We start from the raw sequence: 25,839 nt of genomic DNA, 5'->3' as shown, positions 1-25,839 counted from the left end.
GATCCCACAGGCCGGACCGCCCTGCAGAGGTGCTGCATCGTGATTCATTCAAGATAGCACCGCCCCTGTGACGATACCAGGAAGAAATCGCGCCCCTGCCCGCTCAGTCGAGCTGGCGCCGCAACCACGCCAGCGCACCCGCAAGGCTGCGGAAATCAGCCAGGGAGCGGCACTGCAGTTGCGGATGACGTTCGCGCAGCATGCGCGAAAGCGCTGCGCCCGGCCCCAGTTCCAGGGCCACGGTGACGCCACGTTCGACGCAGGCGTCCATGCATGCCGCCCACTGGATGGGCTCGGTCAGCTGACGCAGCAGCAGGTCCTGTGCCTGTCGGGCATCGGCGACAGCCTGCGCCGTGACGCCGGCCAGCAAGGTGAATTCAGGGGCCTGCCTGACCATGGCGGCCAGACTTGCTGCCAGCGGCGCCACCGCTGCCTGCATCAACGGCGTATGCGAGGCCAGCCCGACCGGCAGGGCCGAGCTGCGTGCTCCCATTGCGGCGAGCTCGACAGCGGCTGCCTGCAGCGCCGTGTCGCTCCCCCCGGCAATGAGCGTGTCGTCGCCGGTAATGATGGCCACGTGCGCGCCATGCCGTTCCAGCGTGGTCTGTGCCGAAGCCAGCGCGATACCGCCCACCGCCATCAGACCCTGCGCCGGTTGTGCGCTGGCAGCCTGCGTCATGCACGCGGCCCGCTGTGCCGCCAGCGCGACCGTGGTCGGGGCCGCGATCACGCCGGCAATCGCCTGGGCCGATAGCTCGCCCACGCTGTAGCCGGCCACCACCGCCGGAGGCCCGGCCAATGCCGCCAGCGGTTCGCGCAAGGCTTGCCAGGCCGCCAGCTGGGCGGCGACGATCAGGGGCTGGGCATTGCGGTTGGCGTAGAGCTGGGCCGGGTCCGCCAGTACCTGTTGCAGCGGCGCCTGCAACAGGCCGGCGAGATCACATTGGGCCAGGAATAGCGCGGCCTGCGCATCCTCATTCAGCAGATCGAACATGGCCGCATGCTGCGCGCCCTGCCCCGGACAGAGAATCGCCAGCCGCATGCTCATCCGCGCTCACCGTCCAGCAGACCGACCTGATGCAACAGACAGGCCGCCGCCAGCAGATCGGCCGCACCGCCCGGTGACAGGCGCTGCGCCACGAAGGCGTGGTGGCAATCCAGCGCTTGCTGCTGCCATCCCGCCCGGGCCGACCCGCCGGCGGCCAGGAAAGCGGCGCTGCGCGCACGCACCAGCGCCGCGCCGGCCGCACCGCCACGGTGATAGACGTTGGTATCGCTGAGCTGGGCCATCAGGGCGAACAGGGCGTCGATGCTGGCGCAGGTCCAGTCGCGCCCCTGGGCCAGGGTGGCCTGCAACTGCGGCAAGGCCACCTCGAAGACCGCCGGAAAGCCCAGCGCCCCCTCTTCCCGCGCCCCGCCCACCGCATACTGTACAGCGACCTGCTGGCCATGGCTGGACGGCGAGTTAGGCTGCTCGCCCGAGCCGGCGATACTATGGCGCGCCAGCGCATCGCCCCAGTGGATCAGCAGGGTGGCTCGAATGACTTGCGGCTGCAGCGGCATCCTCCTTGCCCGACAGCAGGCCGTGGCCGCGCACAGCATGCCCAGCGCGAAGATGGCACCGCGATGCGTGTTGATTCCGCCCGTGGCGCGCAGCATGCGTTGCTCGGCGCTGATGGCCAGCGTCTGCAGGCGGTGGAAAGGCGCGGCCTCCAGGCCGGCAACGGCGATCTGGTAAAAGTAATGACGCAACGAGAACAGGCTGCGCAGGAAGGTCAGCGCATTCATGTCGGTGTGGCTGCCATTGTCCACCCGCGAAACCAGGCCGGGCTTGGGATAGAGCACCAGCTCGTGATACAGGCTGCGCACTGCCAGCCGTGCCAGCACGCGGCAGAAGGCCAGGTTGTCGCGCTCGGTCCGGCGCTTTTGCAGATGATGGACGGCCGCATCCAGGGTGGCCGGATGTGCCATCAGGCGGCGCATGGCTGCACCTCCTGCGGCAGAGCGGCCATCAGGCTGCCGACCCGCTCCAGCGCGACGCGGTTGGCACGCTTGACCAGCACCTGGCCCAGGTCTCCCGCGCCCAGTACCGCCACCTGCCGCCACTCCTTCCACGACACTGCGCCGCCATCGGGAAAGACGATCTCGCCATCCAGCGGAAGGAACATCGCCTGCCAGGCCAGCAAGCGCACACCGCCCTCCAGCTGGCTGCGGCTGCGCGGGCAGAACAGCAGGTCGATATCGGAACTGGCGCGCAGGTAGGGCTCGGCCGTCACTGCCTGCCAGGCTAGCGAACCGAACACGGAAAGGAAGATGCCGGCGCGCTCCATGTGTTGCTGCAATTCGGCCAGCCCCGCCGGCCAGGACGAGGGCAGACCGCCCAGGCGCGCTGCCACGATATCGCGCAACAGGAACGGGGCGCGACTGGCCGCCACTTCCTGCGGCGTCACGCGCAGCGCGATGCGGGGCTTGTTGCCCTGCGCATCCGGCGGCAGCGCGATACCGACACAGAGCTCATCGGCACGCGCATCGACATCGGTGCGGCGCACCACCACCGGCCAGCGCATGCGCTGCCAGTGCGCCAGGCTGGCGCGCTGGCGTTCGTCCACGCTGTCTTGCTGCAGGCGCTGCCAGGCGGCGTCGTGCAACCAGAACAGGTGGTGCCGCCCGGGATGTTGCGACGGACTCATCCGTTCAGCGGCACATCATTGGCTACGGCCTGGATGACGCGCTGCGCCCACTTGCGTCCGCCCCGCTCCAACCCCACGGCGGCGCGGGTGTCGGCGCGGTAATCGGTAGCCAGCGCCGCGCTCAGGGCCTGGGCCAGGTCGTCGTGCCAGATCTCGGCCACGCCGCCCATACGCAGATAGTTTTCCGGTCCGGGGGCAAACACCGGGTTGCTCCTGGCCAGTTCGGTCAGGCGCTCTTCCGGGACCTTGGTGATGCGCGCCATGGCCGGCAGGCCCATGACGCGGATGGTGGCATCGGGCAGCGCATAGCAGGCGTCGGCAATCAGGCCGCTGGTGATGAAGCCGCCCGACAGGGCCTGGTCATAGACCAGGCCGATCACGCGGTGGCCCTGGCGGCGCGCCAGTTCCACGCACTTGCCCAGATGTGCCATGTAGCTGTTGATGCCCAGCATTTCGTCGCGGTGACGCAGACGCTGGCCCTGGGTATCGACCAGGATCACGATGGGTCGACCAGGATGCTCGCGCACAGTCTGCAGGATGACGCTGGCCTGGGCCAGCGCGATCTCGATGCCGATAGGCGTGTGACCGGTGGTGCCGACCACGGTGACGGTGCGACCATCGACCTGGGCGGTGCCGGAGAGGAAGTGGTCCTTCTCGCTGATCTGCTGGCCCTGCGGGAACAGGGTCTGTGCCAGCGCGCGCCAGTCGACCTGGCTCGGGGTGGGTGTTTGACTCATGGCTCTCTCTCAGGCTTTGAAGGGAATGCGCAGGCCCTGGACCATGGCGGTAAAGGCCGCCGCTTCCAGCATCGGCACTGTCTCAGGGCGTTCCACGCCCAGCTCGGCCCAGATATCCATCGGGTCCTCGGCATGGCCGAAGGTGGCGATGCGACGACGCAGCATTTCCTGCTCAGCTTCCAGCGCCGCCAATGTCAGCTCTGGCGCGCCGGACTGGGCCAGCGCAGTCAGGGCATCCATGGCGGCCTGACGGAAGGCCTCGGTGTCGTCACCCACCAGTTGCTGGCAATCGCCGATCAGGTAGCGATGCTTGCCGCCGGTGGTGCGCCAGACCAGGGCGCGATCGCGCGAGTCGAACTCCTCCACGCCGTTGGCGGTCTCGATCACTTCCGGCCCGGACATGGCCAGCCTTCCCTCTTCGGACATGATGACCGTGTTGGCGCAGCGGGCGACGATGCCCAGGCCACCGAAGCAGCCATTGGCACCACCCACCAGCACAATCACGGGGATGCCGGCGGCACGGGCTTCCAGCACGGCGCGCATCACCTCGGAGACGGCGATCAGGCCGGCATTGGCTTCGTGCAGGCGCACACCACCGGTCTCCAGCAACAGGACCACGCCGGCCACCTGCTTGCGGACGGCGCGCTTGATCAGGCCGACCAGCTTGGCACCGTGCACCTCGCCCACCGCCCCGCCCATGAAGCCGCCTTCCTGCGCGGCGGCCATCACCGGGCGTCCGCCCAGCAGGCCTTCGCCGATGATGACGCCGTCGTCGAAGGACACCGGTGCATCCAGTTGCCCCAGATGCGGGCTCACCACCCGCTGCGCGGGCGGCAACAGTTCATTGAAACTGCCGGCATCGAGCAAGGCCAGGATGCGTTCCCGGGCCGTGGCTTCCAGATAGCTCGCGCTCATGCACCCTCCTCGACCATGGCTTCCACCGCCTGGTCCAGGCGCAGGCTGACCACGGCAGGCGTGGCGCCCATGTCGTTGATGGAGATGCGCGCATCGGCCAGTTGCCAGCGCTGCTGGAAGTCGCCCACCACCGCCTCCCAGATGGCGCCGAAACCACGGGCGGCGGTCTTGATCTCGATCGCGCAGGCGCCCTTGAGATCGACATTCTCGATCAGCACTTCCAGATTGCCGGAGCTGACCACGCCCACCAGTTCGGGCGCAGCCTTCAGGCGGCGGCGTCCTTGTTCAAAGCGAAAATTCAGAGTTTCCATCGTCTTGTTCCGATTGCTTGCCAGTGACTTGTCTTTGCTTACCAGTTCCGGAAGCGCTTGGGCGGGTTGTACAGTCCGCCGGAGGCGCGCACCAGGTCTTTCATGTTCTTGGCCGCCAGCAGGTCGCGGGTGGCCAGGCGCTTGTCCACGCCCAGGTCTTCGGCGCGCCGGATGATGCCACGGTCGCGCAGGTTTTCCACCATCCGCTTGTCGCGTCCCATGCCCACGGCGGTATAGCCGGCCACGCCACGGATGGCCTGTTCGCGCTCTTCGTCGGTGCGGCATAGCAGCAGGTTGGCGATGCCCTCTTCGGTGAGGATGTGGGTGACGTCGTCACCGTAGATCATCACCGGCGGGATGGGCATCCTGGCCTGCTCGCCCAGTTGCCAGGCATCGAGTTTTTCGACGAAGGCCGGCTGCATGTGTTCGCGGAAGGTTTCCACCGTCTGCACCACCAGTTTCTGGCCACGCGGGATGGTATTGCGTCCGGCGCGGGCCTGCTGGCCGGCCTTGAGCCAGGCCTCGCTGGCGTGGCGCCGGCCACGTGCATCGGCACCCATGTTGGGTGCGCCGCCGAAGCCGGCAATGCGCCCGAGGGTGGCCGTGGAGGAATTGCCCTGCAAGTCAATCTGCAGGGTGGAGCCGATGAACATGTCGCAGCCATAATGCCCGGCCGTCTGCGAAAAGGCGCGGTTGCTGCGCATGGAGCCGTCGGGGCCGACGAAGAACACATCGGGCCGGGCGCGGATGTAGTCTTCCATCCCCAGTTCGGAACCGAAGGAATGGATCGATTCCACAAACCCGGCTTCGATGGCGGGGATCAGCGCCGGGTGCGGGTTCAGCGCCCAATGCTTGCAGATCTTGCCGCGCAGGCCCAGCGATTCGGCATAGGTCGGCAGGATCAGTTCGATGGCGGCGGTATCGAAGCCGATGCCGTGGTTCAGGCGCTGCACCCCGTATTCGGCATAGATGCCCTTGATGGCCATCATCGCCATCAGGACCTGGATCTCGGAAATCTGCGCCGGGTCGCGGGTGAACAGTGGTTCGATGTAATGCGGCGTAGGCGCCTGGATGGCAAAGCCGACCCAGTCGGCCGGGATATCCACGCGGGGCAGCACATCGACGATCTCGTTGACCTGGGCGATGACGATGCCGCTGGAAAAGGCCGTGGCCTCGGCGATCGCCGGCGTGTCTTCGGTATTGGGGCCGGTGTAGAGATTGCCGTGGCGGTCGGCCGCCTGCGCGGCCACCAGCGCCACGCGCGGCGTGAGGTCGGTGAAATAGCGGCCGAACAGTTCCAGGTAGGTATGGATGGCGCCGATGTTGAGCTTGCCGGCCGAGGCCAGCTTGGCCAGGCGGCCGGCCTGCGGGCCGGAGAAGGAAAAGTCCAGGCGGTCGGCGATGCCCCGTTCGAACACGTCCAGGTGTTCCGGCAAGGCCAGCACCGAGAACAGCATGTGCAAGCCGTTCACCCGTGCCGGGTCGAGTGCGGCCAGACCCTTGGCGAGGAAATCCGCCTGTTTCTGGTTGTTGCCCTCGACACAGACTCGGTCACCGTTTTCCAGCACCGCATACAGCAGGTCGGCCAGTTTTTCCGCAGGGGCGATCTTGCCCTGCAACTGGCTTCCCAATGCGGCGGTGGCGCGTGCCAGCCGCTGTTCACGGTTCTTCTGGCGCGCATTCCACACGCGTTCGCTACTACTCATTTACTTGGCTCCCATCAACAGATCAGGCAATAAGGTCGCGATGCCCGGGAACATGCACAAGAGCAGGACCGCAAGGAACATCAGCGCCAGGAAAGGAATCGTACCCTTGATCACATCGCCCAAGGCGATGTCGGGTGCGATGTTCTTGATCACGAACAGGTTCAGCCCCACCGGCGGGTGGATAAGGCCCATCTCCATGACCACCGTCATGACGATGCCGAACCAGATCAGGTCGAAGCCGGCGGCCTTCAGCGGCGGCAGGATGATGGGGGCCGTCATCAGGATGATCGACACCGGCGGCAGGAAGAAGCCCAGCACGATCACCATCCCCAGGATCACCGCCAGCAACAACCACTTGGACAGGTGCAGGTCCACGACCCACTGCGCCGCCGACTGGCTGATGTGCAGGTAGCTCATCACGTAGGAATACAGCAGCGACATGCCGATGATCAACAACAGCATGCCCGATTCCTTGATGGTAGAACTGAGGAAGGGTGCAATCTCGCGCGGCTTGTAGATGCGATAGACGATGGCGATCAGCACCAGCGCCAGCAGCGCACCCAGGCCGGCGGTTTCGGAGGGCGTGGCCAGGCCGCCATAGAGCGCCACCATCACACCGATCAGCAGGATCAGGAAAGGCAGCACGCGAGGCAGCATCTCCACCTTCTGCGCCAGCGTGAAATGCTCGTCATCCAGGTAGGCCGACTTGCTGCCACCGGCCGTATAGACCGCATGGGCCAGCTTGTACTCCTTGCGCGCCCGATAGACGGCATAACCGGCAAACAGGAACACCAGCAGCACGCCCGGGCCGATACCGGCCAGGAACAGCCGTCCCAGCGACTGCTCGGCCGCCACTGCGTACAGGATCATGGTGATCGAGGGCGGCAGCAGGATGCCCAGCGTACCGCCGGCAGCAATGATGCCGGCCGCAAACCCGGGCGAATAACCACGGCGACGCATCTCCGGGATACCGGCCGAGCCGATCGCCGAGCAGGTCGCCGGCGAGGAACCGGCCATGGCCGCAAACAGCGCGCAGGCGAAGACGTTGGCGATGCCCAGGCCGCCCGGCACCTTGTTCAACCACGCATGGATGGCCGAATACAGGTCCTTGCCCGCCGGTGATTTGCCGATGGCCGCCCCCTTCAGGATGAACAGCGGAATGGACAGCAAGGTGATGGAAGCGATTTCCTCATAGACGTTCTGCGTGATGGTATCGAGCGAGGATTCGGGCATGAAGAAATACATGAAACCGGTCGCCACCACGCCCAGCGCGAAAGCGATCGGCATGCCCGAGCACATCACCAGGATGGTGACCACGCCATAGAGCACACCCAGGGTCAGCGGACTCATTGCGCACCTCCAGCCTGCGGGGCGGGAACGGTACCGGTAATGCGCACCAGCACCTGCACCAGCAGTTGCAGGGTCAGCATGCTCATGCCCAGTGCCATGAGCGAATACGGAATCCACAGCGGCGGAGCGAAGGTGGACGAGGTGGTCTGCCCTTCCACCCAGGCTTCATGGAACAGCGCCCACGACTTCCAGGTGAAGAAGGCGCAGAAGGCCAGCGACACCAGGTCGACGATGAACATGCGCACCTTGTTGGCCAGCGGCGAGAGCATGCCGGCCAGGGCCTCGATACCGATATGCCCACGCAGCGATTGCACATAGGCCGAGCACAGGAAGATCACCCCCACCAGCATGAACACCGATGCCTCGTCCTGCCAGTCGGTGGGCTGGTGGAAGAAATAGCGCACCACCACCGAATAGGTGAGGATGCAGGACGTCACCAGCAGCGCAATCATGCCCAGGAACACGGCCACCCGGTGGTAGCCCCGCAGGAAGGCCGCCAGCCAGGCCACCGGGGCGCTGGCGGGGACGGCCGGGCGCGCGGCAGCCGCGCCGGGCATCTCGAAACCGTGGCTCATACGGTCTTCTCCGCCAGGGCCAGCAGCTTGGCGCAGCTGGCATTACGGCCGGCGAAGTCCTTCCAGGCGGTATTGCGGGCGATGTCCTGCCACTTCTTGACGACCTCGGCATTCAGATCGACCACCTTGGCGCCCGCCTTCTGGTACACCTGGGCCACGGCGATATCGTCGGCCTGCGCCGCCTTGGTGGCGAACTGTTCCATTTCGGCACCCACGGTCATGATGACCGCCTGCTGGTCCTTGGGCAGCTTGTCGAAGACGGCCTTGGACATCATCAGCGGTTCGAACATGTACCAGTAGGCTTTGTCACGGCCGGTGGTGAGGGCCTTGGCGACCTCTTCCAGGCGGAACGACATGAAGGACGTCGACGAGGTCATCGCCGCATCCATGGCCCCGGTCTGCATGGCGGCATAGATTTCGTTGGAAGGCAGCGTGACCACGGCCGCACCGGCTTCCTTCAGGATCAGGTCCATCTCGCGGGAGCCGCCGCGCACCTTCATGCCCTTGGCATCGGCCGGATCGACGATGGGCTTGCCGCGCGAGGCCACGCCCCCGGCCTGCCAGATCCAGCTGACGATGACCACGCCCTTCTCGCCCAGCACCCGGGCCAGCTCCTTGCCGACTTCGGCATTCTTCCAGGCCGCGCCCTGCTGATAGGAGGTCACCAGGCCGGGCATCAGGCCGATATTGGTTTCCGGGACTTCGCCACCGGCGTAGTTCAGCGGCACCAGCGACATGTCCAGCGCGCCCTTGCGCATGGCCGAGAACTGCGCGTTGGTCTTCATCAGCGACGAACCGGGATAGATCTCGAACTTCAGCGCGCCCTTGCTGCGCTCGCTGACCTGCTGGGCAAACATGCGCACCAGACGATCGCGGAAATCGCCCTCGGTGATGGTGCCACCGGGAAACTGGTGTGAAATCTTCAGGCTGGCCGATTGCGCCCAGGCGGATGGAATGGTGCTGGCAAGCGGTGCGGCGGCGAGTGTGCCAAGGAATTGGCGGCGGGTGAATGCGCTCATGCGGGTGTCTCCTCCAGGATTGATGGAACTACGTGTGTTTTTATGCTCTCATCGTGTATACAATTTCGTTTTAAACGCATACATTGTCAAGCATTAATCCTGTGGATCGCATTCCCTTTACAATGCTTGCTTTAAAGGCAACTTGATCATGGACACCCCCAAGACCCGCTCCGAAACCCTGCGCGAATCGATAGAAGAGATGATTGCCGTGGGCAAGCTGGCACCCGGTCAGCATCTCGATGAAACCTCGCTGGCCGAGGAATTCGGGGTCTCGCGCACGCCCATCCGCGAGGCGCTGATCCAGCTGGCCTCGATGGGCATCGTCGAGATGCGTCCGCGCCGGGGCGCCATCGTGGCCGAGATCGGCCCGCAGCAATTGATCGAGATGTTCGAGGTGATGGCCGAATTCGAGGCCATGTGCGGCCGCCTGGCGGCGCGCCGGATGACGCCGGCCGAGCACGTCGAACTGCTGGCGGCGCACCAGGCCTGCCAGGCGGCGCGCGACGCCAGCGATCCGGACGCCTACTTCTACCTCAACGAGGCCTTCCACGACCACATCTACGCCGGCAGCCACAACGGCTTCCTGGCCGACCAGGCGCGCGCTCTGCACCGTCGCCTGCGGCCCTATCGGCGCCTGCAGCTGCGGGTGCGGGACCGCCTGAAGATGTCCTTCGATGAGCACCAGGCCGCGGTCGATGCCATCATCGCCGGCGATGCCGAGAAGACGGTGGAGGTCCTGCGCCACCACATCATGATCCAGGGACAACGCTTTGCCGATCTGGTGGCGTCGCTGCACCAGCTGAAGTCGGCGGCCTGACTGCTTTCCTGCTTTCCTGAAATGACAAACGGCGCCCGTGGGCGCCGTTTTTTGCTGATGTTGCCTCCAGCCTGGCAAGCGCTTTACTTCACTTCTTCACCTTGTCCTGTGCAATATCCATGATGAGTCGGGAGGACAGGTACAGGCGCGGCACGATGGTATCGAGCAGCACGTATTCGGCATCATTGGAGTGGGCGCCAAAGCCGCTCAAACCCATGCCCTCGATCACCGCGCCCTTGCTCTTCAAGGCGGCAAATGCCGCGTCGGTGCCGCCACCGGTGGCCACCTCCGCCACCTTCAGCGGCATGTCGATTTCCTGGTAGATGGTGCGGGCGTAATTGGCCAGCTGACGCGACGCCGGCGTGGCTTCCAGCGGCGGGCGACGCAGTTCGAACTTGACGCTCACCTTGGCTTCCGGAATCAACTGCTTTTTCACCCCTTCGGCCAGGGCCTGCTGCAACTGCTCGAAGTCGCTCACCTTCAGCGCCCGCGCATCGGCCTGGGCGCTGGCCTGGGCCGGGATCACGTTGCGGTTGCTACCGGCCTGGGCGACGGTCCAGTTCAGTTTCAGGCCACGCTCGGGCTGGGAAAGCTGATTCAACTGCAGCAACTGGTGCGAAAGTTCATATAAGGCGTTGACACCCTTCTCAGGCGCTGCACCGGCGTGCGAGGACTTGCCCTTCACCTCCAGGTAGGCCGCGCCAATACCGCTGGTGGCCAGGCGCAACTGGCCGTCGGCACCGCCGCCCTCATACGACAACACCACGTCCTGCTCCGCGCCCAGCCGGGTATGCAGGAAGCGTCCGCCGGGCGAACTGATTTCCTCGTCACCGTTGATCAGCACGGTCAGGGTGTCGTAGTCCTTGAAACCCGCCTTCTGCAGGATGGCCACCGTATGCAGGATGGTCGCGATGCCCTGCTTGTCGTCGGCAATGCCCAGCCCGTAGGCCTTGTTGCCATCGACGCGGAAGGGCTGGTCCTTGAGCATGCCGCGCAGGTAGACCGTATCCATGTGGGCAATCAGCATGATCTTGCGCTTGCCGTTGCCCTTGAATTCGGCATGGACGATCTGGCCCAGCTTCTCGGGAGTATCGTCCATGCGATAGACCTCGGGCGCGTCCAGCAACTGCACCTTGCCGCCCAGCGCCTCCAGCTTCTGCTTGATCAGGCCGGCCAGTTGCGCCAGGCCTTCCAGGTCCTTGCTGCCGGATTCGATACTCACCAGTTCGCGCAGGGTGTCCAGCAGGCCGGCCTGTTCCTGGCGGGCCATGCCGTAGACCGGCTCCACGGGAGCGGCCTGTACCAGCACGGGCAGGCAGAGGGCGGCGACCAGGGCCGTGCAACGCAGTTGGGTGAAAGCTTTCATGCGGGGGTTCTCCTTGGGTGGATGGGCGGGATTGTGATCATCCCTGTTGGTGAGGCTGGTTGTGGGTGTGGCTGGTTGTGGGTGTGGCTGGTTGTGGGTGTGGCTGGTTGTGGGTGACGCCGATTCACAGACTGCGTTCGCTGGTGAAGTGGCGTTCACTGCCATCGAGTGGATCGATGAAGAAAAGGGAGCGGGCCAGCAGCTTCAGGGGGCGGTCGAGGTCATCGGCCACGCCCACCGGCACCGCGTGCGGGTAGAACAGGTCGTTGACGATGGGGATGCCCAGCGAGGCCATGTGCACCCGCAACTGATGGCGCCGGCCGGTGACCGGTTCCAGCCGGTACAGACCCAGCTCCCCGCGCTGCTCGATCAGGGAAATATGGGTTTCCGAATTGGGCGGGCCCTCGGCTTCATGCATCTTGAAGAACTGCTCCGGGATTTCCTCCACCCGGCTACGATGCACGCGCGGCAGCTCCAGGTCGGCCCGCAAGGGGGCAATGGCTTCGTAGACCTTGAACATGGCGCGTTGCTGGAACATCGACTGGTACTTGCCCCGGCTGGCCGGCTGGTGCGAAAAGACGATCACGCCTGCGGTCTCGCGGTCCAGCCGGTGGATGGGGACCAGGTCCTGCAGACCGGTAGCTTGCTTGAGCCGGACCAGCAGCGTCTCCTGCACGAAGCGCCCGGTCGGGATCACCGGCAGGAAATGCGGCTTGTCGGCCACCAGCAGGTGCTCGTCGAGGTGCAGGATCTTTTCCTCGACCGGGATACGCGGCTCGCCCTGCGGCAGTTCACGGTAGTAGAAAATGCAGTCGCCGCTGCGATAGGCTGACTCCGGACGCAGCGCTTCGCCGTGCTGGTTGCGCACCTCGCCGCGTAACAGGCGCTCGCGCCAAATAGTGGCCGGCACGGCCGGAAAGCGTTCGGCCAGGAAGGACAGCATGTCGCGCCACGGGCCCGGCTGCAGCCACAGGTAGCTGGGCGAGAGGCCGTTGCGCATGGGCAGGGTCGGGGTAGGCCTCATGCGCCCTCCCCGCCGGACGCGCTCTTCTTGCGGGCGGCGCGACGACGCCAGGCGACGACGCTGGCATTGGCCTCCAGATGGGCCAGCAACCTGGCGCGCTGGGCCTCGGTCAAGGGCAGGCTGTCGATCAGGGCTGGCCAGTGCGTCATGGCGCGGTCCACCGTCTCCACCAGCACCGCCTGCAACCTGGCTTCCGGCAGGCGCCACACGTTGGCCAACTGGCGCAGGATGGCGGGGGTGAGCAATTGCTTGCCCTTCTGCCCCGGCAGGAAGGCCAGTGCATGCCCATCGCCGCCGACATAGGCGGCATAGGCCACGATGTCATAGGCCGGCGACAGGGAGGCTGCCTGGGGCGTGTGGTAGAGCAGGCTGAAGTTCTTCAGGTGGGCGTCGAAGTTGCCCAGCAGTTCGTTGACCTTGATCCGCCGCAGCAATTCGTAGACATCCTCGACCCCACGCGTGCTGCGCTCGGCCAGCACCACACCGAGTGCGGCATAGGTCCCGACGTACTTGGCGCCCGGCGCGGTGCCGGTAATCTGGGCGAAATCCTCCATGTGCAGACGCCCGGTGGGAGTGGGCGCATCGCGGTCGAAGCGCTGTACCAGCAGGAAACGGCTGGCATCGTTGCGCAGCCCGAAGGGCAGGTGATCGGCGATGGCCGACAGGGGCTCCAGGCTGAAACTGCACGTATTCACGCCGGCAGCGGCGGCCAGTGTCAGGGACGAGAATTCCACCTGCGGCATGTTGGGATAGTCGGTGGCCGGCAGCTTGGCGATGAAGTGGCTGCCGTGGCTGTCTTTGGAGCGCATCACGTAGCGCCCGCCCGCCTCCTTCACCAGGGCCAGCTTGGGCTGCACGCCGGAGAGCGATTCCCCGCCCGGCACCGGCAACTGGCCGGAGCTCATTTCGTAGCTGTCATGCCCCTGCCCCAAGAGCCTGCCCATTCCCCGCTCGTCCAGTTCTTCGGCCAGGGCCGAGACGTCGCCGGGCAAGTCCCGGCCGCAATAGGCCAGCAGGCCGAATTCGTCATCCGGCGCCAGACCGGCGCGCTGGATCAGGTGCTTGCGCAACTGGCCTTCGGGCAAGAGGTTCTGGAAGAACGGCGGCAATCCGCCGCGTCCGTCGCCCCGATTCACGGTCAGGGTGGGATCGAGCAACTGAGCCAGGGTACGCTCCTCGGTGGAGGCCAGGTAGAGCTGGGAGAGTACCGGCCGCTGAGGTCCGAGCAGGGCGTAGGCATCGTCAAAGCGGAAATAGCAGCGACCGTCATCCAGCGCGAACAGCGAGCCCACCTCAGTCTGGCCCAGGCGGATGCGCAGCGAACGCAACATGCTCATGCCTCGCCTCCCCTGCCCATGAGCGCCTGCAGGCGCTGGCCCAGTTCGGTCTGGCTGCCTGCCCCCTGGCTCTCGGCCGCCCGCTGGCTGGCCGCCTGACGGGGCAGGAGCAACAGGTCCAGGTCCAGTTCGTCGCACAGGGCCAGCAACTTGACCAGCTCGATGTTGCCGCGCCCGGTTTCCAGCGCCAGCAAGGTGTTGCGATGCATGCCGGTGCGCGCCGCCAGTTCGATGGCCGTCAGCCCCTGCTCCTTGCGGGCGGTGCGGATGCGCTGGCCGATGTCTTGCAGGTTGGTCATCTTTTGATCCAATGAAATGGGCTTTCCTCTTGAAGTCCATTATATTGGTCATTCTGTGATTGGCAAGTCTATTTAATTGGACTTTTTAGTAATTACCTAATTTATTGTTATTTTTTGATAATATGAAGTTCCCTTCAGAGCTGACCACTCCGAACGGGCTTGCAGCTTGGAAGGCGTAGCGCCGCACCTAACTCAGGTGAAGCATCCGGCAAACAGGCAAAAAAAATCGCAGTCCGGAGACTGCGATTTTAAAAGTCTGTGCAAGCACTCAGGCGGTCGTATTGACGTTGCGGCCAATATTGGGATTGGCCGGCAACTGCGGCAATGCCTGAAGCATACCGACAGCCGCAGCGGCCTGGCTATCCAGCGCCTTCTTCAGGACCAGCATGTTGACTGAGTCCGAAGTCTGCGCCGAGGCCAGGCTGGTGGCGACCGATGCGATTTGGTTGATATCCATGGATCTCTCCTTTTGGGGGAAACCGAACCAGAAAATCCCCGGCCCGGTGCTTCAATTACGGCATTGAATCGCGTTTCTTTACGTCAATCAAGAAATTTTTCGAGATGTTGTCTTCCCTGCTATGCCGATGTGAAACGCATCCTCGCTGCAAAAAAAATCGCACCCCGAAGGGTGCGATCAAGTGCTGCCATTCACTGAGCGCCATCCTGCGCGCCCTGTCTGCCTAGACGATGGTATTGATGATGCGGCCGATATTGATATTGGCCGGTAGGCGCGCCACGGTCGTGGCTGCACCGATCACATCATCCACCGCCGTCTTGGCGACCTTGCCCAGATCAATGCCGACGGACTGCGCCGCCTTGTCGGCCAGCCAGGCCGTTGCTGCGCCGCTGGCGAGCGTTGCTAGCTCCATATGAAACTCCTTGTGTGAACTGCAACGGGGCCATGACGCGGCCTGCCCGTCCGTGTTTCCAGATTCCCCCCTGCACGGCGGTACAGGCTTTACGTCATGGGTGAATGTGTTAGCGGCAGCCGGGCAGCGTCCCTTGACGGTGATTACCCCTTCCTTACCCGCTTTTGCACTTGTAAACCGGGTAGCGGAGTCATTCAGTTGGGCGCCGCCGGGGCCGGGGCGGGAGTGGCCACTACGGGCGCAAGTTGTTCGTAAACCGAACTGGCGATGCGCGAGAGTTCCGGGCGGGCGAGACTGCCGGAGAGGGCGTAGCCGAACTGGCCGTCGATCCAGTAGAAGACGTTGACGCGACCTTCCTGGGCGAAACGGAAGCCCGTCTCGTGGTTCTGCACCTGGTCGTGCGAGACATACAGGGTGAGCCGCTGACCGGCCGCATCCTGGTACATGAACTGTGCCACCGGTCCGCTCTGGCCGGGCAGCAGGCGACCGCCGATCAGGTCATAGCCCAGCGGGGCCAGCTTGGGGGCGCGCACATTGGCGCCCAGCCGGCGCGACAGCCAGGTCACCAGGGCCTGCTCCTGGTCGGCGCCAACTTCCACCGGGCGCCGCAGGTCGGCGCTGAAGACGGTATGGGCCACTGCAGCCTGGCGTGCCAGCATCACCGGGGCGGAGGCCACGAGAGTGCGCGCATTGCCGCCGGCGCTCAGGTCACGCAGGTACCAGCCGCCCAGGCCACCGGCCAGGGTCAATAGCAGCATGGCGGCGTAGCGCCACCAGAGCGCGCTATTGGCGGCATTAGCGGCATTGGCGGCTGCGCCCTTATCACGGCGGCGATATTCTTCACCGCCTGCCAGCACCGCAGCCGCCAGGCGGGGGGGTAGTGCTTCTTCCAGCACCGGGTCGTAGTGCGCATGCAAGGCGCGATTCTGGGCGCGCCAGGCGCGCACCTGCTGCAACTCCGCGGCGTGCGCGGGGTCCTGCTCCAGCCAGGCGGCGATTTCACCGGCACGCGATGCCGGCAACTGGCCGTCGGCATAGGCATGCAGCTCTTCTTCGGAAATTGCCGGGGTCTTCATTTCACCACCTTCAGGGTCGAACCGGCGCTACCCAGGCCACCCGCTCCGTCCATGGCGTGGCGCAGGCGCTCGCGGGCGCGTGACAGGCGCGACATGACGGTACCGGTCGGTATGCCCAGGGTCACTGCGACATCCTCGTAACGCATTTCTTCCAGCACCACCAGCAACAGGACTTCACGCTGTTCGGCCGGCAGCGCCTGCAGGGCCGCTTCCAGGTCCAGCGCCAGCCCCTGGTCGGTAGCCGGCGCGGGGGCCGCGATGGTCTCCGCCTGCTCCAGTTCCAGCTCCACCGTATTGAGCACCGGCTTGCGGCGCTGGTCGGCGTGCAGGTTATGCATGATGGCGAACAGCCAGGGACGCATGTCGGTGCCGCGCTTCCAGCTATCGCGCTTTTGCCAGGCGCGTTCCAGCGTGTCCTGCACCAGATCGTCGGCGCCCTCGCGTTCACCGGTCAGGGCCCGGGCGTAGCGGCGCAGGCGCGGCAGGCAGGCGAGCATGGCTTGCTCGTCGGCCTGTCGTTCGCGCTGTTGCCGTTCCAGCCTGGCCTTGCGTCCGAACATGGGGCGCTCCCGATGCCTGGCGGCTCAGCTCAGGGCTTGACCACGTGCCAGATGTCCTTGAAGTTGTCGCCGGTGCGCTCACCGGGCTTCTTGTCGGCTTCATACAGGTACAGCGGCTTGCCCTGATAGGCCAGCTGGGCGCTGCCGTCGTCGCGGGTCACGGTGGAATACGGCGCGGCGGGCGTGCCCATGGGCGCCACCGGCGGCCACAGCTTGGCGCAAGGGCCATTGCAGACGCTCTTGCCGCTGTTGGCGGTGTCCTTGTCGAAGGTATAGACGGTCATGCCCTTGGCATCGACCAGGATGCCGTCCATGGTCTTGACGCCAGCACTCTGGGCGGAGGCGGTCAGGGATGCCGAGGCGCAGGCCAGGGCCAGCAGGGAGCTTGCGAGCAGTCTCATGTCATTTCCTTTTCTTGGTGGGCTTACAGGTTACGGGTTACGCGTTATGCCATACCCATGCCGACGTATACGCGGCCGGCCCCTGCATTATTCCCGTCCCTGCAAAAATATTTTTACCTGAGCCGTGCCGCGCCGCACCATCAGCGGCTGACGGTCTCGCGTTGCATCGGTGCCAGCAGGGCCAGCAGCCGGTTCTGGGTGTGCGAGGAGATGCCGTTGGCGTCCATGGCCAGTTGCAGGTCTTCCACCAGGGCATTGAAGTCGGCGTTGCTGAGCTTGAGACCCTGGTGCACTTCGCGCATGGGGTCACCCGTGTAGATGCAGCCGCCGCCGCTCAATTGGCAGAACTGTTCCACCAGCTTTTGCTTGACGCGCTCGATATTGGACTCCGCAAACGTATGCTTGATGCGCCGATCGGCCAGCATGTTGGCCATGAAGTCATCCACTACTTTCTGCAGCACCGGCAAGCCGCCCAGGGCGCGGTAGAGGCTGTCGTCCGGCGGCGTCTGTGCCTGGGCCGCGCCCAGTGTGCCGGCCAGAGCCAGGGCGGCGGCGGCGCGCGTTATCTGCTGTCTCATCATGGCTGCTCCTCGCGCTCAGAATCCGGCCTGCAGCGACAGATAGACGCCGCGCTGCCGCTTGGGGTTGTAGACGGTGATGTCGCCCAGCGCCACGTAGGCCAGGGTCATCGACAGGTTCTTGCTGGGGAACCAGGCCAGGAAGGCATCGTAGTAATCCTTCTCATGGTCGGCTGCGAGGTTGCGCGGCTTCATGCGGTATTCCACGCCCAGGGCCAGCTTGCGGTTGATCAGGTAGGCCGCCGAGAACTCGCCCATGGCCTGGTAGCGATCACGCTGGTCGCCGCCGAAGCCGAGCAGGCCCATCTGGTTGGCCTTGGTCAGGCGCAGCGTGCCGTTGAGCAGCAGGCTTTCCTGCAGCAGGAGCTTGGTGGCGGCGAGGTAATAGTCGATGCCGGCATCGCTGGCTGCGCCCAGTTGCTTGACGTTGGTAACCGCCCCCAGGCCGCCGATGCCATTGTTGTGCTTGAACATGACCCCGGCGGCAACCTGCGGCAGCCAGCGGTCCTGGTCGTAGACCGCGTCTCCGGCCAGCTTGAGCTTGATGCCGACGATGTCCTGGCTGATCTTGAGGTCGGCCAGCGGCGCCAGGCTGCCATAGAGCTCCTGCTTGTTCAGCGAGAGTTCGACACGGTCGAGGATGCCCACGGCCACGCCGTAGGACTTCAAGGTGTAATCCTGGGTCGACAGATAGGTGTAGTGCGCATTGGCACCATAGCTGTCACGGGTGCCGTAGCCGGTGATCAGGGCCCAGGGCGTGAGGCCACCGCCACCGGCACCTTCCACCTGGATCACGCCACCGGTGGCGGTGAGCTTGCCCAGGTCGGGCATCCAGCGGCGATCGTCGGGTGCTGTGGACGCAGTGGCCTCGCCGGTCGTCGCGGGCGTAGAGGGCGCCGCTGCGGCGGCCGCGCCGGCGCGCATGGCCCGGGCTGCCTTCTGCTGCTGGGCCAGCGCCCAGGCGTCGCGCTCGGCATCGCTCATCTGCGCCAGCCCAGGTGCCGAGAGCGTTGTCAGCAGCGCCAGAGCGCCGCCCTTGATGGTGTTCTTCATCCCACTCCCCCTGCCCCACTTGTCTGATCCGTCATTGATGCTGGCGCCCCCTCGGCGCCACTCATACCGCCACGTTTTCGGACTGGTCCAGCGCCTCCGGCGCGCGCCATTGCTGCAGCCATTCCAGGAAACGCTCGACCGGCATGGGCTTGCCCATGAAATAGCCTTGTCCCTGATCGCAGCCCATCTGCCGCAGCAGGAACCACACCTCTTCGCTCTCCACCCCTTCGGCCACCACCCGCAGGCCCAGGTTGTGGCCCAGGTCGATGGTGGAGCGCACGATCTTGGCATCGTCCTGATCCTGCGCCATCTTCATGACGAAGGACTTGTCGATCTTCAGCTCCCGCACCGGCAGGCGCTTCAGGTAGGCCAGCGAGGAATAACCGGTGCCGAAATCGTCGATGCTCAAGGCGAAACCCATGGCCGCCAGCCGGTCCAGCGTGTTCTGGGCACGCGCCGGGTCGTCCATGATGGCGCTCTCGGTGATCTCCAGGCAGAGCGCGGCGGGCGTGAGTCCGTGGCGCTCGACGATGGCGGCGAAGACGCCCGGCAACTCCTGGTCCAGCAGGTCGCGTGTCGAGAGGTTGACCGAGAATTTCAGGGCAATGCCATTGCGACGCAGCTCGGCCGACAGGCTGGCGACCTTTTCCATCATCCAGACGGTCAGCATGCGAATGAAACCGGTGGTCTCGGCGAAGGGAATGAAATTGTCCGGGCCGATGAAGCCCTTTTCCGGATGCAGCCAGCGCACCAGCGCTTCGGCCCCGAACACTTCGCCGGAGGCCAGGTCCAGCTTGGGCTGCAGATAGAGCATGAATTCGTCGCGCTCCAGTGCGCGGCGCAGCTCGGAAAGGAGCGACAGGCTTTCCTGGCTGCTGCGGTCGATGGCGGGGTCGTAGACCACCACCCCGCTGCCCTTGCGCTTGGCGGTGTACATCGCCACCTCGACCCGGCTGAGCAGGACATCACTGCTGCGTCCGTGGGCCGGATAGCCGGCGATGCCGATGCCGGCGCCCAGGTCCACCGTCTGTTCCTGCAGGGACAAGGGTTGCTCCAGCGCCCGCAGGATATGTGCCGCCTGCGCCAACGCACCTTCCAGGCTCACACCCGGCAGCAGGATGGCAAATTCGTCGCCGCCCAGTCGCGCCACCTTGGCTCCCGGATACAGCAGCTGAGCCGTCAGGCGCGACGCTACCTGGCGCAGCAGGTCGTCGCCGAAGCGGTGACCCAGTACATCGTTGACCTGCTGGAACCGGTCCAGGTCCATCATCAGGATGTGGCAGATACCGCCCACCGATTCCCCGCCGTCGATGATGGCGTCCCGTAGCAGATCGGCGAACTGCACCCGGTTGGGCAGGCCGGTCAACTGGTCCTGGTAGGCCAGCCGGCTGATTTTCAGTTCACGTTTGGCGATCTCGCCACGCATGGTTTCGAAGGCTGCACCCAGGCGGCCGATCTCGTCCTGGCGCCGGATGTACAGGCCTTCGCTGTAGTCACCCGCGCCCAGGCGCTTGGCCACGCTGGCCAGGTCGCGCAGGGGGCTGGTGATGCGCCGTGCCATCACGGCACTGGCCACCGCCGCGCCCAGCACGCCCAATACCGTAATGCTCAGCAGGATCACTTGCAGCCGCTGGTAGGGTGCCACCGCTTCGCTGACCGAACGCTGCAACACCGCCACCGCCTGCTGGCCGTTGCTGGCCTGCGCCAGCGGCAGGATGCGGGCGCGATACTGGTTGCCGTCGATCTGCAGGTCGGCCGGGCCGGCGGCGCGCACGTCGCCCACTTCGTGCAGCAGCATCTGCGCCTCGGGTTTGGCCAGGGTCGATACATCCGACACCCAGTCAGGGCGCCCGCGCTGGCGAACCAGGATGGACACCTGCAGCTGCGAGAGGGCGCGCATGTCATTGACCAGATCGCGATCCACCGGGAATCCCATGACCACCCAGGCAATGGTGACCGGCGCCTTGATCGGCACGGCCACGATCTGGAACAGGCTCTCCCCCACCACCACGCTCTCGGCGGCACCGTTGGCGTTGTCCTTGTCGGCCTTGCGCACGAGTTCCAGGCTGCTGCGCTGGAGGTCGGTGTCGGGGTACTCCATGGTCGAGGCGCGAATCGTGCCGTCGGTAGCGATCAGCATGCCCATGGAAGCGCCGATGCGCGCCCCGTGGTTGGCCAGCACCGAGCCGATGGTGTCATGGTCGTCGGTGCCAATGGCCTGGCGGAAGCCGAAGTCGGACGCCAGCAGCCTTGCGCCCTGGGTCAGTTTCTGGGCGTTCTGGTCCAGCAGGCGCGTGAAGACGCGCTCACCGATCACCAGTTCGTCGCTGATGGCGCTGCGCGCGTTGCGGTCGATGGCGGTACGGATCGCCACGAAGCCGGCCAGTTGCACCACCACGATGAGGATGATGAACAGCGCAACGATCTTGCTTTCCAGACGGTAGAGACGCACCCTTGCCCCGTTTCCCTTATTTGCCATGCACGGCGCCGCCCTACAGCGGCACCGCCTTGACGTTGAGTTTGATGGCGGCCTTGCCGTCGCCCTGGACCTCCAGCGCCTGTTGCACGGCGGCCTGGTTCGGGCCCATCGTGAAATACCAGGCCTTGAGCGTGTAGCGGCCATTGCCCAGGCCATCCAGCCTGACCGTGCCGCTGCGATCGGTCACGCCGAAATACGGCGTATTGACCACCTGCACGTAGGCCACCATCTCGTCATGGATATTGCAGCCCAGCACCACGGTTCCCGCCTTGTCGAAGACCACCGGGCTGCCGGGTACGCCGGAATAAAGCTTCAGTTCGAAAGTCTTGGCCGGCGAGAACGAATAGACGTGGTGCCGGATATTGTCATGGTTAGGGAACAGGATGGGCGTGCCGGTCTGCACCACCGTCACCAGCGGGATGAAGGTCTTGTTCTTCTGCTCGATCTCGACCTGTCGCGGCGGCTTGGCGGGTGCGGCGGCGCCGCCCGCCGGTTCGGCATAGACCACGGCATTGGGAACCACCTGACCGGCGCTATCGAGGACCTGCACCGAGACCGCTGCCTGCGCTGCGCAGGCAATAGCGGCGGCCCAGATACATGCCATGACCTTGACGAGCTGCCCTGCCCTGCGGCGCATGTTCTTGTTCTGCATATCGCTTGATGGAAAATGGGTAACGGCGGGGGCCACCCGGCGCGCCACCTCCATGGCGCATCCGACAAGCCTTTCCCTTCACCCTGCACTATACGGAAGCCCTTAGCGCTGCATATAGGGGAGTTTCTGAGTTGCCCGACAGCAATCCGACAACCCAACACCCCTTATGATCGCCCTGCTGGTGATCAGTCCCCTCATGAACCTTCACCAGGCTTCGCGATTATGCCTGCGAATCTTCTCTTGGAGCAGTCAGATACCCGATCACTGCCGGCAGAATTTCCGGACGCACGCTCCCTGCGGACAGCCCTCCCGGACCGGTCAGGACCACGGCATTGATCAGCGCCTTCAACATGCGCTGCAGGACGAAGGTCGCCACATCCAGGTCAGGCGTGGTGATGCTGCTGCGGTGCTTTTCCAGCACGCGGCGGATGGCCTCGAAGAAACGCTGGCGGATCTCGCTGGACACCGGCAGGTTGTAGGCCGGGAATTCCTCTTCCAGGATGCGGTTCAGTTCCGGCTCCAGCAGATGGGCCGCCACCAGGGCGCCGATCAGCTTGTCGAAGTCTTCGCGCAGGGAGCCGGCGGCATCAATATGCGCCACCACATCCTCGAACAGCCCCAGCATGCGCGAGACATGGCGCTCGCGCAGGGCAAAGATCAAGGCGTCCTTGTTGGGGAAATACTGGTACAGCGAGCCCACGCTGATACCGGCCGATTCGGCCACGAGATTGGTGTTGGTCTTGGCATAGCCGCGCTCGACGAGCACGCGTGACATGGCATCAAGGATGGTATCGACCATCGCCCGCGAACGCGCCTGGCGTGGTTCTTTTCTGGGTTGCAGTTTCATTGGCAGCTTTGGTAAGGAATTCGCCCGCCCCCGACGCGAATTCACAACATGAGTGATTGTTCGTATATCCAAGTATAATACGGAAAATGAGTTTTTACTCGCCCCGCCCCCGGATGGTACTCGTAAATCCAGGTGAGCGCTTGGTACCGGATTGAACCAGCGCCGCCAGCATCCCATGCGTGTGGCCTGCTGCGCAGGCATCAGCGGGTCGCAAAACTCACAAAAGAACTCGTATCGCCAAATACCTCTTCGTGGAGAATTCTATGAAACGCATCACGTCGCCCGGGCTGCGGCCACGGGCGATCGCCACTCGTGTCGTGGCGACCGCCTTGCTGGGCGCGCTCGGTTTGTCAGGTTGTGCCAGCTTCGAGGGCATCGGCAGTGACAAGCAGCTCGCCCAGGCCCGCGATTTCGCGACCCAGCACAGTCTGTCGGATCCCAATCCCGGCGCGCCCGACGGCCAGTGGCCGGGAAGCGACTGGGTGCGCCAGTTCGGCGACGCCCAGCTGACCGCCCTCATCGAAGAAGCCCTGGCCGCCAGCCCCAGCCTGCAGCAGGCGCGTGCCCGCATCGGCGCGGCCACCGCCCTGGCCGAATCGCGCGGCGCGCCGCTGCTGCCAAACGTGGATGCGCAGGCCTCGTTCACGCGCAACCAGTTCTCCAGCACCTCGATCTACCCGCCGCCGTATGGCGGCAACTGGTACAACGAAAAGAAGGCCGGCCTCAACGTCGGCTATGAGCTCGACCTGTGGAACAAGAACCAGGCCGCCCTGGAACAGGCCATCTCCAGCGAGAAAGCCGCCCAGGCCAGCGAACAGGAAGCACGCCTGGCCCTGACCGCCTCCATCGTCTCGGTCTACAGCCAGCTGGCGGCGCAGTATGCGCTGCACGATATCCTGCAGCGCACGGTCGATCAGCGTACTTCCCTGGAAAAGATCACCGCCGATCGCGTGCGTACCGGCCTGGATAGCCAGATCGAGCGCAACCAGTCGCGCAGCAGCAGCGCCGAGGCACGCGCCCAGCTGGAGCAGAGCGAAGGCCAGATCATCCTGCTGCGCCAGCAACTGGGCGCCTTGAGCGGCAAGGGGCCGGATCGCGGCCTGCAACTGGCGCCGCCCTCCCTGCAGAACCTGGCCACGCCCGGCCTGCCGGCGGACCTGCCGCTGAACCTCATGGGTCGCCGTCCCGACATCGTGGCCGCACGCTGGCAAGTGGAAGCCGCCAGCCAGGGCATCACCGTGGCCAAGGCGCGCTTCTACCCGGATATCAACCTCTCGGCCATGATCGGCTTCGACAGCCTGATCGACAGCAACCCCTTCACGGCCGCCAGCAAGAGCATCGCCTTTGGACCGGCCATCTCGCTGCCGATCTTCGAGGGCGGCGCGCTACGGGCCGGACTCAAGGGCGAATACGCCAACTACGAGCTGGCCGTGGCGACCTACAACAAGGCGCTCAACGATGCCTATGCCGACGTGGCACGCCAGATCGCGGCGATCCACTCGACCGAGCGCCAACTGCCGATTCGCGACGAGGCCCTGCAAGCAGCCGAACGCGCCTACCAGCTGGCACGCGAGCGTTATCGCCTGGGACTGGTCTCGCAACTGACGCTGCTGTCGGCCGAGACCGCCGTGCTGGGTCAACGCCAGTCCATGGTGGCGCTGCAGGCGCAGCGCCGCGAACAGCAGGTGGCGCTGTACAAGGCGCTGGGTGGCGGTTTCGACGCCCAGCAGGCCGGGCTGGCCTATGGTCAACCGCAACAGCAGCCACAGCAGCAACGCTGAAGCAGGCCCGCCACAGATCTGCATGACATCCCGACATTGAATCCAGCCTGGTGGCCGGTCTCTCCACTGATCCGCCGACCACCGGGACGGCGTGCCGCAACAGCGACGCGCCGATTGACCGCCTACAAAAAGATAGAACGGAGTCCTCCATGAGTGACAGCACCACCCAAAACAATGCGCCAGCCAATGGCAATGGAAATGGAAACGGCAATGGCAAGCGCAAACGCCAGCTGATCTTGCTGACCCTGCTGCTGCTGGTGATCGCGGTCGCCTGCTTCCTGTACTGGTTCCTGCATGCACGCTTCTTCGAAGAAACCGACGACGCCTATGTCGGCGGCAATGTGGTGCAGATTTCCGCCCAGGTGGGCGGCACCGTAGTGGCCGTGAAGGCCGACGACACCCAGATCGTCAAGGCCGGCCAGCCGCTGGTGGCGCTGGACGCCGCCGACACCAGGCTGGCCCTGGATCAGGCCCAGGCTGCGCTGGCCCAGGCGGTGCGCCAGACGCGCCAGCTGTTCCTGAACAACGATACCCTGGCCGCCAACGTCGCCGCCGCCGACTCCAACCTGGCCCGCGCACGCGAAGACCTGCAACGCCGCCAGGCCGGCCTGGCCTCGGGCGCGGTCTCGCAGGAAGACGTCTCGCACGCCCGTGATGCCGTCAAGAGTGCCAGCGCCGCCCTGGATCAGGCACGCGCCGCCGCCGCCGCCAACCGTGCCCTGACCGACCACACCAGCGTCACCGAGCACCCCAACGTGCTGCAAGCCGCCACCGCCGTGCGCAATGCCTACCTGAACTACGCCCGCGTCAATATCGTGGCGCCGGTCTCGGGCTTCGTCTCCAAGCGTTCGGTGCAGGTCGGCCAGCGCATCGCCGCCGGCAACCCGCTGATGGCCATCGTGCCGCTCGAACAGATCTGGATCGACGCCAACTTCAAGGAAAGCCAGCTGCAGCACATCCGCATCGGCCAGCCGGTGGAGGTGATCGCCGACGTCTATGGCTCCAGCGTCAAGTACAAGGGCACCGTGATCGGCTTCTCGGCCGGCACCGGCGGCGCCTTCTCGCTGCTGCCTGCGCAGAACGCCACCGGCAACTGGATCAAGGTGGTGCAGCGCGTGCCGGTGCGCATCGCGCTGGACCCGGAACAGGTGCGCGCCCATCCGCTGCGCATCGGCCTGTCCACCACGGCCACCGTCGATATCCATGGCGACGGCCGCGCGCTGGAAGCGGTGCCGACCAATTACCAGACCGACGTCTATGACGACCTGGGCAAGCAGGCCGACAGCATTGTCGAGCGCATCATCAGCGACAACGCCAGTGGTTTGCCGCAAGCCCGCAAGAGCAAGGCCGCGGCCACGCCGGCTGCCGTCCCGCATACCTGAGACCATGCCGCTGCA

The 25,839-nt window shown here is 65.2% G+C and carries 27 protein-coding genes; 3 read left to right on the top strand and 24 right to left on the bottom strand.

Annotation, left to right across the window (positions count from 1 at the left end; genetic code table 11):
- Positions 1-103 precede the first annotated feature (103 nt).
- The 10 genes from ACEOAC_RS11940 to dctP are packed head-to-tail and all read right to left on the bottom strand — an operon-like array spanning position 104 to position 9,303.
- Positions 104-1,048 (bottom strand): ACP S-malonyltransferase, encoded by a 945-nt coding sequence (locus tag ACEOAC_RS11940; protein WP_413628871.1) that lies wholly within the window; start codon positions 1,046-1,048, stop codon positions 104-106.
- The gene (gene mdcB / locus ACEOAC_RS11935; protein ID WP_413628870.1) at positions 1,045-1,983 is read right to left on the bottom strand and encodes a triphosphoribosyl-dephospho-CoA synthase MdcB; all 939 of its coding nucleotides are present in this window, start codon (positions 1,981-1,983) and stop codon (positions 1,045-1,047) included. Before mdcB ends, ACEOAC_RS11940 begins: the two co-directional genes overlap by 4 nt.
- Complete coding sequence (gene mdcG, locus ACEOAC_RS11930) at positions 1,971-2,690, bottom strand: malonate decarboxylase holo-[acyl-carrier-protein] synthase (protein ID WP_413628869.1); 720 nt, start codon at positions 2,688-2,690, stop codon at positions 1,971-1,973. Before mdcG ends, mdcB begins: the two co-directional genes overlap by 13 nt.
- Positions 2,687-3,427, bottom strand: coding sequence for a biotin-independent malonate decarboxylase subunit gamma (gene mdcE / locus ACEOAC_RS11925; RefSeq protein ID WP_413628868.1), 741 nt, complete (start codon positions 3,425-3,427; stop codon positions 2,687-2,689). Before mdcE ends, mdcG begins: the two co-directional genes overlap by 4 nt.
- Positions 3,428-3,436: 9 nt before the next feature.
- A complete protein-coding gene (locus ACEOAC_RS11920) occupies positions 3,437-4,342 on the bottom strand; it encodes a biotin-independent malonate decarboxylase subunit beta (RefSeq protein WP_413445344.1) in 906 nt (301 codons plus the stop codon).
- Positions 4,339-4,653, bottom strand: coding sequence for a malonate decarboxylase acyl carrier protein (gene mdcC / locus ACEOAC_RS11915; protein WP_006463962.1), 315 nt, complete (start codon positions 4,651-4,653; stop codon positions 4,339-4,341). Before mdcC ends, ACEOAC_RS11920 begins: the two co-directional genes overlap by 4 nt.
- Before the next feature lie 38 nt (positions 4,654-4,691).
- Positions 4,692-6,359, bottom strand: a complete 1,668-nt coding sequence (mdcA, locus tag ACEOAC_RS11910; protein WP_006463963.1) for a malonate decarboxylase subunit alpha — start codon at positions 6,357-6,359, stop codon at positions 4,692-4,694.
- The gene (locus ACEOAC_RS11905; protein WP_234293762.1) at positions 6,360-7,709 is read right to left on the bottom strand and encodes a TRAP transporter large permease; all 1,350 of its coding nucleotides are present in this window, start codon (positions 7,707-7,709) and stop codon (positions 6,360-6,362) included.
- Positions 7,706-8,284 carry a TRAP transporter small permease gene (locus ACEOAC_RS11900; protein ID WP_413628867.1) on the bottom strand — a complete coding sequence of 193 codons (579 nt, stop codon included), beginning with the start codon at positions 8,282-8,284 and terminating at the stop codon, positions 7,706-7,708. Before ACEOAC_RS11900 ends, ACEOAC_RS11905 begins: the two co-directional genes overlap by 4 nt.
- Positions 8,281-9,303, bottom strand: a complete 1,023-nt coding sequence (gene dctP, locus ACEOAC_RS11895; RefSeq protein WP_413445860.1) for a TRAP transporter substrate-binding protein DctP — start codon at positions 9,301-9,303, stop codon at positions 8,281-8,283. Before dctP ends, ACEOAC_RS11900 begins: the two co-directional genes overlap by 4 nt.
- Before the next feature lie 148 nt (positions 9,304-9,451).
- On the opposite strand from dctP, the gene ACEOAC_RS11890 reads away from it, so the two are divergent.
- Positions 9,452-10,120 carry a GntR family transcriptional regulator gene (locus ACEOAC_RS11890; RefSeq protein ID WP_077236797.1) on the top strand — a complete coding sequence of 223 codons (669 nt, stop codon included), beginning with the start codon at positions 9,452-9,454 and terminating at the stop codon, positions 10,118-10,120.
- Positions 10,121-10,208: 88 nt separating this feature from the next.
- On the opposite strand, the gene ACEOAC_RS11885 is transcribed toward ACEOAC_RS11890, so the two are convergent.
- The 14 genes from ACEOAC_RS11885 to ACEOAC_RS11820 all read right to left on the bottom strand — a co-directional run bounded on the left by ACEOAC_RS11885 (position 10,209) and on the right by ACEOAC_RS11820 (position 22,661).
- A complete protein-coding gene (locus ACEOAC_RS11885; protein ID WP_413445270.1) occupies positions 10,209-11,486 on the bottom strand; it encodes a M20/M25/M40 family metallo-hydrolase in 1,278 nt (425 codons plus the stop codon).
- 124 nt (positions 11,487-11,610) lie between these two features.
- Positions 11,611-12,510, bottom strand: coding sequence for a pseudouridine synthase (locus ACEOAC_RS11880; protein ID WP_413445269.1), 900 nt, complete (start codon positions 12,508-12,510; stop codon positions 11,611-11,613).
- Positions 12,507-13,847: a type II toxin-antitoxin system HipA family toxin gene (locus ACEOAC_RS11875; RefSeq protein ID WP_413628866.1), complete on the bottom strand. Its 1,341-nt coding sequence runs from the start codon at positions 13,845-13,847 to the stop codon at positions 12,507-12,509. The genes ACEOAC_RS11880 and ACEOAC_RS11875 overlap by 4 nt, the downstream gene beginning before the upstream one ends.
- Complete coding sequence (locus ACEOAC_RS11870) at positions 13,844-14,146, bottom strand: helix-turn-helix domain-containing protein (protein ID WP_077236793.1); 303 nt, start codon at positions 14,144-14,146, stop codon at positions 13,844-13,846. Before ACEOAC_RS11870 ends, ACEOAC_RS11875 begins: the two co-directional genes overlap by 4 nt.
- A gap of 268 nt (positions 14,147-14,414) precedes the next feature.
- The gene (locus tag ACEOAC_RS11865) at positions 14,415-14,603 is read right to left on the bottom strand and encodes a YjfB family protein (protein WP_006463972.1); all 189 of its coding nucleotides are present in this window, start codon (positions 14,601-14,603) and stop codon (positions 14,415-14,417) included.
- A gap of 223 nt (positions 14,604-14,826) precedes the next feature.
- Positions 14,827-15,015 carry a hypothetical protein gene (locus tag ACEOAC_RS11860; RefSeq protein WP_006463975.1) on the bottom strand — a complete coding sequence of 63 codons (189 nt, stop codon included), beginning with the start codon at positions 15,013-15,015 and terminating at the stop codon, positions 14,827-14,829.
- A gap of 194 nt (positions 15,016-15,209) precedes the next feature.
- Complete coding sequence (locus tag ACEOAC_RS11855; protein ID WP_413628865.1) at positions 15,210-16,091, bottom strand: anti-sigma factor family protein; 882 nt, start codon at positions 16,089-16,091, stop codon at positions 15,210-15,212.
- Complete coding sequence (locus tag ACEOAC_RS11850; protein ID WP_413445716.1) at positions 16,088-16,651, bottom strand: RNA polymerase sigma factor; 564 nt, start codon at positions 16,649-16,651, stop codon at positions 16,088-16,090. Before ACEOAC_RS11850 ends, ACEOAC_RS11855 begins: the two co-directional genes overlap by 4 nt.
- 29 nt (positions 16,652-16,680) lie before the next feature.
- Entirely contained in the window at positions 16,681-17,052 is a 372-nt protein-coding gene (locus ACEOAC_RS11845; RefSeq protein ID WP_413445715.1) for a hypothetical protein, read from the bottom strand.
- 140 nt (positions 17,053-17,192) lie between these two features.
- On the bottom strand, positions 17,193-17,630 hold the full coding sequence (locus ACEOAC_RS11840) for a group I truncated hemoglobin (protein ID WP_413445718.1): 438 nt from the start codon (positions 17,628-17,630) through the stop codon (positions 17,193-17,195).
- A gap of 18 nt (positions 17,631-17,648) precedes the next feature.
- Complete coding sequence (locus ACEOAC_RS11835) at positions 17,649-18,683, bottom strand: DUF3034 family protein (RefSeq protein ID WP_413628864.1); 1,035 nt, start codon at positions 18,681-18,683, stop codon at positions 17,649-17,651.
- Between the two features lie 61 nt (positions 18,684-18,744).
- Positions 18,745-21,162, bottom strand: a complete 2,418-nt coding sequence (locus ACEOAC_RS11830) for a putative bifunctional diguanylate cyclase/phosphodiesterase (protein WP_413445449.1) — start codon at positions 21,160-21,162, stop codon at positions 18,745-18,747.
- A gap of 13 nt (positions 21,163-21,175) precedes the next feature.
- Entirely contained in the window at positions 21,176-21,766 is a 591-nt protein-coding gene (locus ACEOAC_RS11825) for a methylamine utilization protein (protein ID WP_413628863.1), read from the bottom strand.
- Between the two features lie 268 nt (positions 21,767-22,034).
- Positions 22,035-22,661: a TetR/AcrR family transcriptional regulator gene (locus tag ACEOAC_RS11820; protein WP_039875728.1), complete on the bottom strand. Its 627-nt coding sequence runs from the start codon at positions 22,659-22,661 to the stop codon at positions 22,035-22,037.
- A 263-nt stretch (positions 22,662-22,924) separates the two neighbouring features.
- Here ACEOAC_RS11820 and ACEOAC_RS11815 point away from each other — a divergent pair, with 263 nt between their 5' ends.
- Positions 22,925-24,442 carry an efflux transporter outer membrane subunit gene (locus ACEOAC_RS11815; RefSeq protein WP_413628862.1) on the top strand — a complete coding sequence of 506 codons (1,518 nt, stop codon included), beginning with the start codon at positions 22,925-22,927 and terminating at the stop codon, positions 24,440-24,442.
- 149 nt (positions 24,443-24,591) lie between these two features.
- Positions 24,592-25,824, top strand: coding sequence for an HlyD family efflux transporter periplasmic adaptor subunit (locus ACEOAC_RS11810; RefSeq protein ID WP_413628861.1), 1,233 nt, complete (start codon positions 24,592-24,594; stop codon positions 25,822-25,824).
- Positions 25,825-25,839: the final 15 nt, after the last annotated feature.

Origin of the sequence: Herbaspirillum frisingense (assembly GCF_047325095.1) — a bacterium.
GTDB lineage: Bacteria > Pseudomonadota > Gammaproteobacteria > Burkholderiales > Burkholderiaceae_D > Herbaspirillum > Herbaspirillum frisingense.
The sequence above is the reverse complement of the archived record's forward strand: the minus strand, read 5'-3'. Positions and strand labels throughout refer to the sequence as shown.

What these genes read in the sequence shown, in the direction of transcription:
- ACEOAC_RS11940 (WP_413628871.1), bottom strand. Translation starts at nt 1,048, where the DNA reads ATGAGCATGCGGCTGGCGATTCTCTGTCCGGGGCAGGGCGCGCAGCAT.
- mdcB (WP_413628870.1), bottom strand. Translation starts at nt 1,983, where the DNA reads ATGCGCCGCCTGATGGCACATCCGGCCACCCTGGATGCGGCCGTCCAT.
- mdcG (WP_413628869.1), bottom strand. Translation starts at nt 2,690, where the DNA reads ATGAGTCCGTCGCAACATCCCGGGCGGCACCACCTGTTCTGGTTGCAC.
- mdcE (WP_413628868.1), bottom strand. Translation starts at nt 3,427, where the DNA reads ATGAGTCAAACACCCACCCCGAGCCAGGTCGACTGGCGCGCGCTGGCA.
- ACEOAC_RS11920 (WP_413445344.1), bottom strand. Translation starts at nt 4,342, where the DNA reads ATGAGCGCGAGCTATCTGGAAGCCACGGCCCGGGAACGCATCCTGGCC.
- mdcC (WP_006463962.1), bottom strand. Translation starts at nt 4,653, where the DNA reads ATGGAAACTCTGAATTTTCGCTTTGAACAAGGACGCCGCCGCCTGAAG.
- mdcA (WP_006463963.1), bottom strand. Translation starts at nt 6,359, where the DNA reads ATGAGTAGTAGCGAACGCGTGTGGAATGCGCGCCAGAAGAACCGTGAA.
- ACEOAC_RS11905 (WP_234293762.1), bottom strand. Translation starts at nt 7,709, where the DNA reads ATGAGTCCGCTGACCCTGGGTGTGCTCTATGGCGTGGTCACCATCCTG.
- ACEOAC_RS11900 (WP_413628867.1), bottom strand. Translation starts at nt 8,284, where the DNA reads ATGAGCCACGGTTTCGAGATGCCCGGCGCGGCTGCCGCGCGCCCGGCC.
- dctP (WP_413445860.1), bottom strand. Translation starts at nt 9,303, where the DNA reads ATGAGCGCATTCACCCGCCGCCAATTCCTTGGCACACTCGCCGCCGCA.
- ACEOAC_RS11890 (WP_077236797.1), top strand. Translation starts at nt 9,452, where the DNA reads ATGGACACCCCCAAGACCCGCTCCGAAACCCTGCGCGAATCGATAGAA.
- ACEOAC_RS11885 (WP_413445270.1), bottom strand. Translation starts at nt 11,486, where the DNA reads ATGAAAGCTTTCACCCAACTGCGTTGCACGGCCCTGGTCGCCGCCCTC.
- ACEOAC_RS11880 (WP_413445269.1), bottom strand. Translation starts at nt 12,510, where the DNA reads ATGAGGCCTACCCCGACCCTGCCCATGCGCAACGGCCTCTCGCCCAGC.
- ACEOAC_RS11875 (WP_413628866.1), bottom strand. Translation starts at nt 13,847, where the DNA reads ATGAGCATGTTGCGTTCGCTGCGCATCCGCCTGGGCCAGACTGAGGTG.
- ACEOAC_RS11870 (WP_077236793.1), bottom strand. Translation starts at nt 14,146, where the DNA reads ATGACCAACCTGCAAGACATCGGCCAGCGCATCCGCACCGCCCGCAAG.
- ACEOAC_RS11865 (WP_006463972.1), bottom strand. Translation starts at nt 14,603, where the DNA reads ATGGATATCAACCAAATCGCATCGGTCGCCACCAGCCTGGCCTCGGCG.
- ACEOAC_RS11860 (WP_006463975.1), bottom strand. Translation starts at nt 15,015, where the DNA reads ATGGAGCTAGCAACGCTCGCCAGCGGCGCAGCAACGGCCTGGCTGGCC.
- ACEOAC_RS11855 (WP_413628865.1), bottom strand. Translation starts at nt 16,091, where the DNA reads ATGAAGACCCCGGCAATTTCCGAAGAAGAGCTGCATGCCTATGCCGAC.
- ACEOAC_RS11850 (WP_413445716.1), bottom strand. Translation starts at nt 16,651, where the DNA reads ATGTTCGGACGCAAGGCCAGGCTGGAACGGCAACAGCGCGAACGACAG.
- ACEOAC_RS11845 (WP_413445715.1), bottom strand. Translation starts at nt 17,052, where the DNA reads ATGAGACTGCTCGCAAGCTCCCTGCTGGCCCTGGCCTGCGCCTCGGCA.
- ACEOAC_RS11840 (WP_413445718.1), bottom strand. Translation starts at nt 17,630, where the DNA reads ATGAGACAGCAGATAACGCGCGCCGCCGCCGCCCTGGCTCTGGCCGGC.
- ACEOAC_RS11835 (WP_413628864.1), bottom strand. Translation starts at nt 18,683, where the DNA reads ATGAAGAACACCATCAAGGGCGGCGCTCTGGCGCTGCTGACAACGCTC.
- ACEOAC_RS11830 (WP_413445449.1), bottom strand. Translation starts at nt 21,162, where the DNA reads ATGGCAAATAAGGGAAACGGGGCAAGGGTGCGTCTCTACCGTCTGGAA.
- ACEOAC_RS11825 (WP_413628863.1), bottom strand. Translation starts at nt 21,766, where the DNA reads ATGGCATGTATCTGGGCCGCCGCTATTGCCTGCGCAGCGCAGGCAGCG.
- ACEOAC_RS11820 (WP_039875728.1), bottom strand. Translation starts at nt 22,661, where the DNA reads ATGAAACTGCAACCCAGAAAAGAACCACGCCAGGCGCGTTCGCGGGCG.
- ACEOAC_RS11815 (WP_413628862.1), top strand. Translation starts at nt 22,925, where the DNA reads ATGAAACGCATCACGTCGCCCGGGCTGCGGCCACGGGCGATCGCCACT.
- ACEOAC_RS11810 (WP_413628861.1), top strand. Translation starts at nt 24,592, where the DNA reads ATGAGTGACAGCACCACCCAAAACAATGCGCCAGCCAATGGCAATGGA.